7 protein-coding genes are annotated in these 6571 nt (G+C 69.1%); all 7 read right to left on the bottom strand.

The window, feature by feature from the left end; genetic code table 11:
* A partial coding sequence (locus tag ABF401_RS19285) for an ATP-binding protein (protein ID WP_353511207.1) occupies window positions 1–1820 on the bottom strand: 1820 nt, incomplete at its 3' end.
* On the bottom strand, window positions 1817–2497 hold the full coding sequence (locus ABF401_RS19290; protein ID WP_353511208.1) for a response regulator transcription factor: 681 nt from the start codon (window positions 2495–2497) through the stop codon (window positions 1817–1819). The genes ABF401_RS19290 and ABF401_RS19285, both read right to left, overlap by 4 nt.
* Window positions 2498–2579: 82 nt before the next feature.
* On the bottom strand, window positions 2580–3131 hold the full coding sequence (locus tag ABF401_RS19295; RefSeq protein WP_353511209.1) for a DsrE/DsrF/DrsH-like family protein: 552 nt from the start codon (window positions 3129–3131) through the stop codon (window positions 2580–2582).
* The gene (locus ABF401_RS19300) at window positions 3131–3445 is read right to left on the bottom strand and encodes a TusE/DsrC/DsvC family sulfur relay protein (RefSeq protein WP_353511210.1); all 315 of its coding nucleotides are present in this window, start codon (window positions 3443–3445) and stop codon (window positions 3131–3133) included. The genes ABF401_RS19295 and ABF401_RS19300 overlap by 1 nt, the downstream gene beginning before the upstream one ends.
* A gap of 31 nt (window positions 3446–3476) precedes the next feature.
* Window positions 3477–4730 carry a type III sulfide quinone reductase, selenoprotein subtype gene (gene sqr / locus ABF401_RS19305; RefSeq protein WP_353511211.1) on the bottom strand — a complete coding sequence of 418 codons (1254 nt, stop codon included), beginning with the start codon at window positions 4728–4730 and terminating at the stop codon, window positions 3477–3479.
* A 260-nt stretch (window positions 4731–4990) separates the two neighbouring features.
* Window positions 4991–5821 carry a translation elongation factor Ts gene (gene tsf / locus ABF401_RS19310; protein ID WP_353511212.1) on the bottom strand — a complete coding sequence of 277 codons (831 nt, stop codon included), beginning with the start codon at window positions 5819–5821 and terminating at the stop codon, window positions 4991–4993.
* Between the two features lie 64 nt (window positions 5822–5885).
* The coding region (gene rpsB, locus ABF401_RS19315) for a 30S ribosomal protein S2 (RefSeq protein WP_353511213.1) at window positions 5886–6571 on the bottom strand (686 nt) is incomplete at its 5' end.

Here is a 6571-nt window from a genome sequence, read left to right on the forward strand (position 1 = left end):
AGGACCGTTCCGGCGACGACGAACGCGACGAAGAACCGGACGACGAGGCTGTCGACCGCGAACTCGGGCAGGATGGCCTGGGCCCACGACCCGAAGACTGCGTCACCCGAGGCGAACAGGCCGCCGAAGAGGACGAGCGCAACGATCGAGATCGCCACGGTGCGCACGACCGGCCAGAGCACCGAGACCTTGGACATCGCGTTGAGGGTGCGTCCCAGCAGTGGCAGCCCGCGCACCCCGGCGAGGACCCACGACGCCCAGCCGCCGACCATGGACGCGAGGCCGCGAGCGTCGGTGAGGGCGGCCATCGCGAGGAGCCCGGCGACACCGACCGCCACGACTGCGAGCCACTCGGCCGCGCGCAGCACGACGAGGCTCGTGAGGGCCACGGCGAGCAGCGCGGTGACCTGCATGGCGCGCTCGCGCCGGTGGACCGAGGCCGTGAAGACGAGGGCGGCGGAGAGCAGCAGGATGGCGAAGGTGCCCACTCCGAGGTTCCGGCCCGGGACGATGAGGGCCGCGAGGAGACCGATCGCCACCGAGCTGAGGACGAGACGCGGCTGAGGATCGAGCGCGCGCTCGGGCCAGAGGTCGCCGAAGACCGAGTCGACGAAGGGCGGCGCTGGGACACCGGCCGGCTGCGGCGGCGCTGGGGCGGGCGGCACTGGGACGGTGGTCATGAGGCGCTCCTTCGGGGTGGGTGTCGCGGGCACGCGGTCGGCACCCGGGTCGATGGTGGGCGGGTGCGTCGCCGCTGCGGGGTGACGTGGGAGAACGGCCCGGATCCGGGCACCGGTCGCGCCGGCCTCCGATGGCAGGACCGAGATCGAGCCGCCGTGCAGCTCGCAGACCCAGCTCGCGATCGCGAGGCCGAGGCCGGTGCCACCGCCGGAGTCGCCCCACGACCCGAAGCGGTCGAAGACCTTGGCGGCTCGATCCGTCGGAATCCCGGGTCCCTCGTCGGCGACCTCGAGCATCCATCGCTCGGAGTCGAGGACGCCGGCCCGGACGGTGACGGATCCCCCCACCGGGCTGTGGCGCACGGCGTTGTCGAGGAGGTTGGCGAGCACCTGGGCGAGGCGGTCCCCGTCCCCCTCGACGAGCAGGCCGGGCCCGTCGTCGTCCGCACCGCTCGCACTGGTCTCGGCGCCGGGCCGACCGTCCTCACCGACCACGGTGACGAAGCTGATCCGCCGCTGGTCGGCGCCGCCGGCCGTGGCTTCCGCGACGCCCTGCGCGACGAGCCGCTCGACGTCGACGGGCGCGAGCGACAGGGGCTTGAGACCGCCGTCGACTCGGCTGAGGTCGAGGAGGTCGGACACGAGGTCGCTCAGGCGCTCGGCCTGGGCGAGGGCGGTGCGGAGCGCGGCGTCATCCGGAGACACGACGCCGTCGACGAGGTTCTCGAGCAGCGCCTGCTGGGCGGTGAGGGGCGTACGCAGCTCGTGCGACACCGTGGCGATGAGCTGGCGACGCTGCTGGTCTGACGCCGCGAGGTCGGCCGCCATGGTGTTGAAGGCCCGCGCCAGCTCGCCCACTTCATCGGCCGAGCTGGCCGAGATCCTGCGCGAGTAGTCACCCGTCGCCATCGCCGCGGCTGCTGCGGTCATCTCCCGCAACGGTGAGGTCATGCCGCGCGCGAGCCACTGGACTACGCCGAGGGCGCCGACGATCGTGACCGGTACGGTCAGCCAGACGGGGACGCCGGCCCGGTCGCCCACCTCCGAGACGATCGCCGCCGTGACGATGCTCAGGCCGACGAGGACCGCGAGCTTGACCTTGATGGAGCGCAGGCCGTCCAGGGGACGATCCGGGTTCACGACCCGTCTCCGAAGGCGTAGCCCACGCCGTGCACCGTCCGGACCCGCTCCGCGCCGATCTTGGCGCGGAGGGACTTGATGTGGCTGTCGAGGGTCCGAGTCCCCGATGCCTCCGCCCAGCCCCACACCTCGCGCATGAGGTCCTCGCGCGATCTCACCGTGCCCGCCTCCTCCACGAGAGCGAGGAGCAGGTCGAACTCGAGGGGCGTCAGGTGGACCTGCGCGCCGTCGACCGTGACGCGACGAGCAGCCCGATCGAGGCGCAGGCCGTTGACGACGATGGCCGGCTCTCCCTGCGCCGCCATCTGACGAGCTCGCTCCACGCGCCGGAGCAGCGCCCTGATGCGCGCCACGACTTCCCGCATGCGAAACGGCTTGGTCACATAGTCGTCGGCCCCGACGCCGAGGCCGACGAGGAGGTCGGTCTCGTCGTCGCGGGCCGTCAGCATGAGCACCGGCACGGGTCGCTCCGCCTGGATCCGGCGACACACTTCCAGGCCGTCGAAGCCGGGAAGCATGACGTCGAGCACGACGAGGTCGGGGCGGTGCTCGAGGTGCGCCGCCACGGCACCCGGCCCGTCGAAGGCCTGGACGACCTCGAACCCCTCGGCATGGAGGCGGTCGGCGACGGTCTGGTTGATCGTCGGGTCGTCCTCGACCAGGAGGATTCGGCTCATACGTCGAGCCTAGGAGCGCGGCTGCGGGTGAGCCGCGTGCGCCGTCTGGAGATCGTGTGAAGATCGGGGTCGGGGTGGAGATTCAGATGAAGAGCAGCTGTGCGCCCGCGGTCATCTCGATGAAGTCGGACGCCGAGATGATGCCCTCGATGTCGTCTCGCAGGTCCGCCTCGGTGAGGTGGTTCATGTCGGCTGACAGCCGGCAGCCCCACAGGTGGCCGCCCGACGCGACGATCTGGTCGAGGAAGTCGGGCACCTCGGGGATGTCGAGCTCGGCGATGGCCTTCTTGAGCTGCGACGTCGCGAGGTGGGTCATCCCCGGAATGCCGCCGAGCCCCTGGGGCAGATGCATGGCGGTGTTGCCGAGCAGGGTGGCTTTGAGGCTGCCCTGCGTCTTCTTGGTGATCATGTCGAAGCCCCAGAAGGTGAAGAACAGGTGGGTCTCGACGCCCTCGCCCAGTGCGGCGTTGCCCAGGATCAGGCCCGGATAGGCCATGTCGAGGTTCCCCTTGCTGCAGATGATGGCGAGCTTGCGATCGGAAGCGACCTCGTCGTCGAAGTTCGGCATGACCAGGGGTGCAGCGTCAGGCGCAGTCGCAGGTACGGTCCCGATCGTCGTGTCGGTGGTGGTCATCACACACATCCTTTCGGCTTCGGCACGCCTGCGACGTAGGACATCTTCTTGGCCGGCTTGCCGGGGAACATCGTGAAGAGCTGCTTGATCGGCACCCCCGTCTGGGTGCTGACCCGTCGCAGGGTCGGCGTCTCGCCCTGGGTCCGGTAGTCCTCGCGGAGGAACCTCACGAGCTTCCAGTGCTCGTCCGTCAGGTCGACGCCGATGAGGCGGGCGAACTCCGCTCCGAGCTGCTCGTCCCAGTCGTCGGGGTTCGCGAGGAAGCCCTCGTCGTTGACCTCGACCGGGTGGCCGGCGATGGTGGTGGTTGGCATGGCGTTGTGTCCTTTCGTCTCCAAACGTCCTCTAGGTACGGGCGGGGATCTTGCCGGTCATGGACATGGCCGACGGGAGCCCAACGGGTCGGCCGGGCAGGAGCAGGTTCCAGTAGATGTGCCGGAACGCCAGCTTGCCGATGTGGTTCGCGCGTGACTCCTTGAGCAGCGTCATCGGGCCGACCTTCGGCAGTGGGAACGTGCCCATGAGCGGTTCGGTGTCGTAGTTGAAGTCGAGGAGCAGGGCCTTGCCACCACCCGACTCGACGAAGCAGTTGGCGTGCCCGTCGAACGAGTGGGTCATCGGCTTGCCCGCGATGAGCTCCATGAAGTTCTCGACGAAGACCTCGACCGAGAAGTGGGCCACCGAGCCTGCCTTGGACGTCGGGAGGTTGCCCGCGTCACCGAGCGCGAAGATCTCCGGGTGCGCCGTCGACTGCATGGTGTGCTTGTCGACGGGGACGTAGTTGAGGTCGTCGCCGAGCCCCGACCGCGCCACGAAGTCCGCGCCCATGTTGAGCGGGATGGTGACCAGCTGGTCGTAGGGCACTTCCCGCTCGTCGTAGGAGATGAGGACCTTGCGTTCCTGGTCGATGCTCTCGACCATGAAGTCGGTCTCGACGACGACCCCCTTCTCCTTGAGGAGGTGGCCGAGCTCCCGGCTGGCCACCGGTTTGGTGAACGCCCCGTCGAGCGGCGTGACGAAGACGAGCTCGGTCCGCTCCCGGATGCCGCGTCCCTTCAGGTAGTCGTCGGCGAGGAAGGTGAACTCGAGCGGTGCCACGGGGCACTTGAACGGCAGCTCCGTGATGTGCACCACGAGGCGACCTCCCGCGAATGCGCGCAGCTGGTCGCGCAACGCGACCGCCCCGTCGTACGTGTAGAACTCGCCCACCGACCGGTGCCATTCGTCGCCCAGCATCCCGGGCGTCTGGTCCGGGCGGGGCGTCGTGCCCGAGGCGATGACGAGATAGTCGTAGCTGAGCGTTCGCCCATCGGTCAGCGTGACGGTGCGCGCCTCGGGGTCGACCGTCTCGACCTCGGCCAGGACGAGCTCGACGTCGTCCCCGATCAGGGCGTGCTTCGTCCTGCGAATCTGTTCTGGGGCATTCAGCCCGAACGGGATGAACAGGTAGCCGGGCTGGTAGTCGTGGATGTCGGTCTTGTCGACAACCGTGATCGTCCACTCGGTCCTGGGGAGGCGGTGGCGGAGCTTGTTCGCGACCATCGTCCCGGCCGTGCCCGCGCCCAGCACCACCAGTGACTTCTTCGTTGTGGTGGTCATACCTTCATGAGATACCCGTAGGGGTATCAGGGCAAGGTCTTTGGTGTGTGATCTACGACTATCTGTAGTAGATAACTCCGCCCCGCCCCCAACCGCAACACGCCCGGCACCGTTGAACGCACCAGTGAAATTTCCGGGGTGGGAATCGAGGTGCCGGGCGTGTTGCGGGGTAGGCCGGAGACTCAGCCACAGATAGCCGTATGCCGCTCACCTGGGTCAGGTGAGCGGCATACGGTGAGTGCCTGGTGGGGTCTACGACCTCACTGGCCGACGCGGAAGCGCGCGAAGGCGGTGGCCTTGGCGCCGCCTTCCTCGAGCACCTTGGCGACGGTCTTCTTCGGCTCCTTGGCGAACGGCTGGTCGAGCAGGACGTTCTCCTTGAAGTAGCCGTTGACGCGGCCCTCGACGATCTTCGGCAAGGCCGCCTCCGGCTTGCCCTCCTCCTTGGCGGTCGCCTCGGCGACACGACGCTCGTTCTCGACCGTCTCGGCCGGAACCTCCTCGCGGGTCAGCACCGAGGGGCTGAACGCGGCGATGTGCATCGCGACGTCGCGGGCCACCGTCTCGTCACCACCCTCGAGGGCGATGAGGACGCCGATCTGCGGCGGCAGGTCGGGGCTCGTCTTGTGGAGGTAGGAGACGACCTTGTCGCCCTGGAGACGGGCAACGCGGCGGACCTCGATCTTCTCGCCGATGGTGGCGTTGGCCTCGTCGAGCAGGTCCTGGACCGTCTTGCCGTCCTCGAGCGTGCTCGACAGCAGGGCCGCCGAGTCGGCAGCCTGCGAGGCCACGGCCTGGGCAAGGACCTGGTCGGCGAGGGCCATGAACTTCTCACCCTTGGCGACGAAGTCCGTCTCACAGTTCACCTCGACGAGGGTCCCGACGCCGTCGTCGGCCTGGGCCGCGACGAGACCGTTGGAGGCCGAGCGGCCCTCACGCTTCGTGACGCCCTTGAGGCCCTTGACGCGGAGGATCTCGACGGCCTTGGCGCGGTCGCCCTCCGCCTCGTCGAGCGCCTTCTTGACGTCCAACATGCCCGCGCCGGTCTGCTCGCGGAGCGCCTTGATGTCAGCGGCGGTGTAGTTCGCCATGCTCTGATTCGCTCTTTTCGTCTGTGGTTCGTGAACTCAGGGATCGACTGTGCGACAGCCGGACTCAGGCCTGCCCGGCCGGCGTCTCCGCAGCCGGGGCGGCCGGGGCAGCCGGGGACTCGAGCGGAGCCTGCGCGGCAGCGTCGGCCTGCAGGGCCTCGGCGGCCTCAGCCGTCGCGGGGACGGCGTCTTCGGCAGCGGCCTCGGCGGCAGCGGCCTCGGCACCGGGAGCCTCCGCAGCGGGAGCCTCCGCAGCGGCGGCCGCCTCGGCGTAGAGCTCGCGCTCCCACTCGGCCAGCGGCTCCTCGCCACCTGCCTCGGAGCCGGAGCGACCGGTCGCGCGCTGGACCAGGCCCTCGGCCACGGCGTCAGCAACGACGCGGGTCAGCAGCGTGACGGAGCGGATCGCGTCGTCGTTGCCCGGGATCTTGTAGTCCACCTCGTCGGGGTCGCAGTTCGTGTCGAGGATCGCGATGACAGGCAGGCCGAGCTTGCGGGCCTCGTCGACGGCCAGGTGCTCCTTCTTCGTGTCGACGATCCACACGGCCGAGGGGACCTTGGACATCGAGCGGATCCCGCCCAGGGTCTTCTCCAGCTTGTCCTTCTCGCGCTTGAGGACGAGCAGCTCCTTCTTCGTGCGGCCCGAGCCGGCCACGTCGTCGAAGTTGATCTCCTCGAGCTCCTTGAGGCGCGTGAGGCGCTTGGAGACCGTCTGGAAGTTGGTGAGCATGCCACCGAGCCAGCGGTGGT

Origin of the sequence: Intrasporangium sp., from assembly GCF_040414665.1 — a bacterium.
Taxonomy (GTDB): domain Bacteria; phylum Actinomycetota; class Actinomycetes; order Actinomycetales; family Dermatophilaceae; genus Intrasporangium.

Excerpts from the sequence above, each read along its gene's own strand:
- ABF401_RS19290 (WP_353511208.1), bottom strand. The coding sequence starts at position 2,497 with ATGAGCCGAATCCTCCTGGTCGAGGACGACCCGACGATCAACCAGACC.
- ABF401_RS19295 (WP_353511209.1), bottom strand. The coding sequence starts at position 3,131 with ATGACCACCACCGACACGACGATCGGGACCGTACCTGCGACTGCGCCT.
- ABF401_RS19300 (WP_353511210.1), bottom strand. The coding sequence starts at position 3,445 with ATGCCAACCACCACCATCGCCGGCCACCCGGTCGAGGTCAACGACGAG.
- sqr (WP_353511211.1), bottom strand. The coding sequence starts at position 4,730 with ATGACCACCACAACGAAGAAGTCACTGGTGGTGCTGGGCGCGGGCACG.
- tsf (WP_353511212.1), bottom strand. The coding sequence starts at position 5,821 with ATGGCGAACTACACCGCCGCTGACATCAAGGCGCTCCGCGAGCAGACC.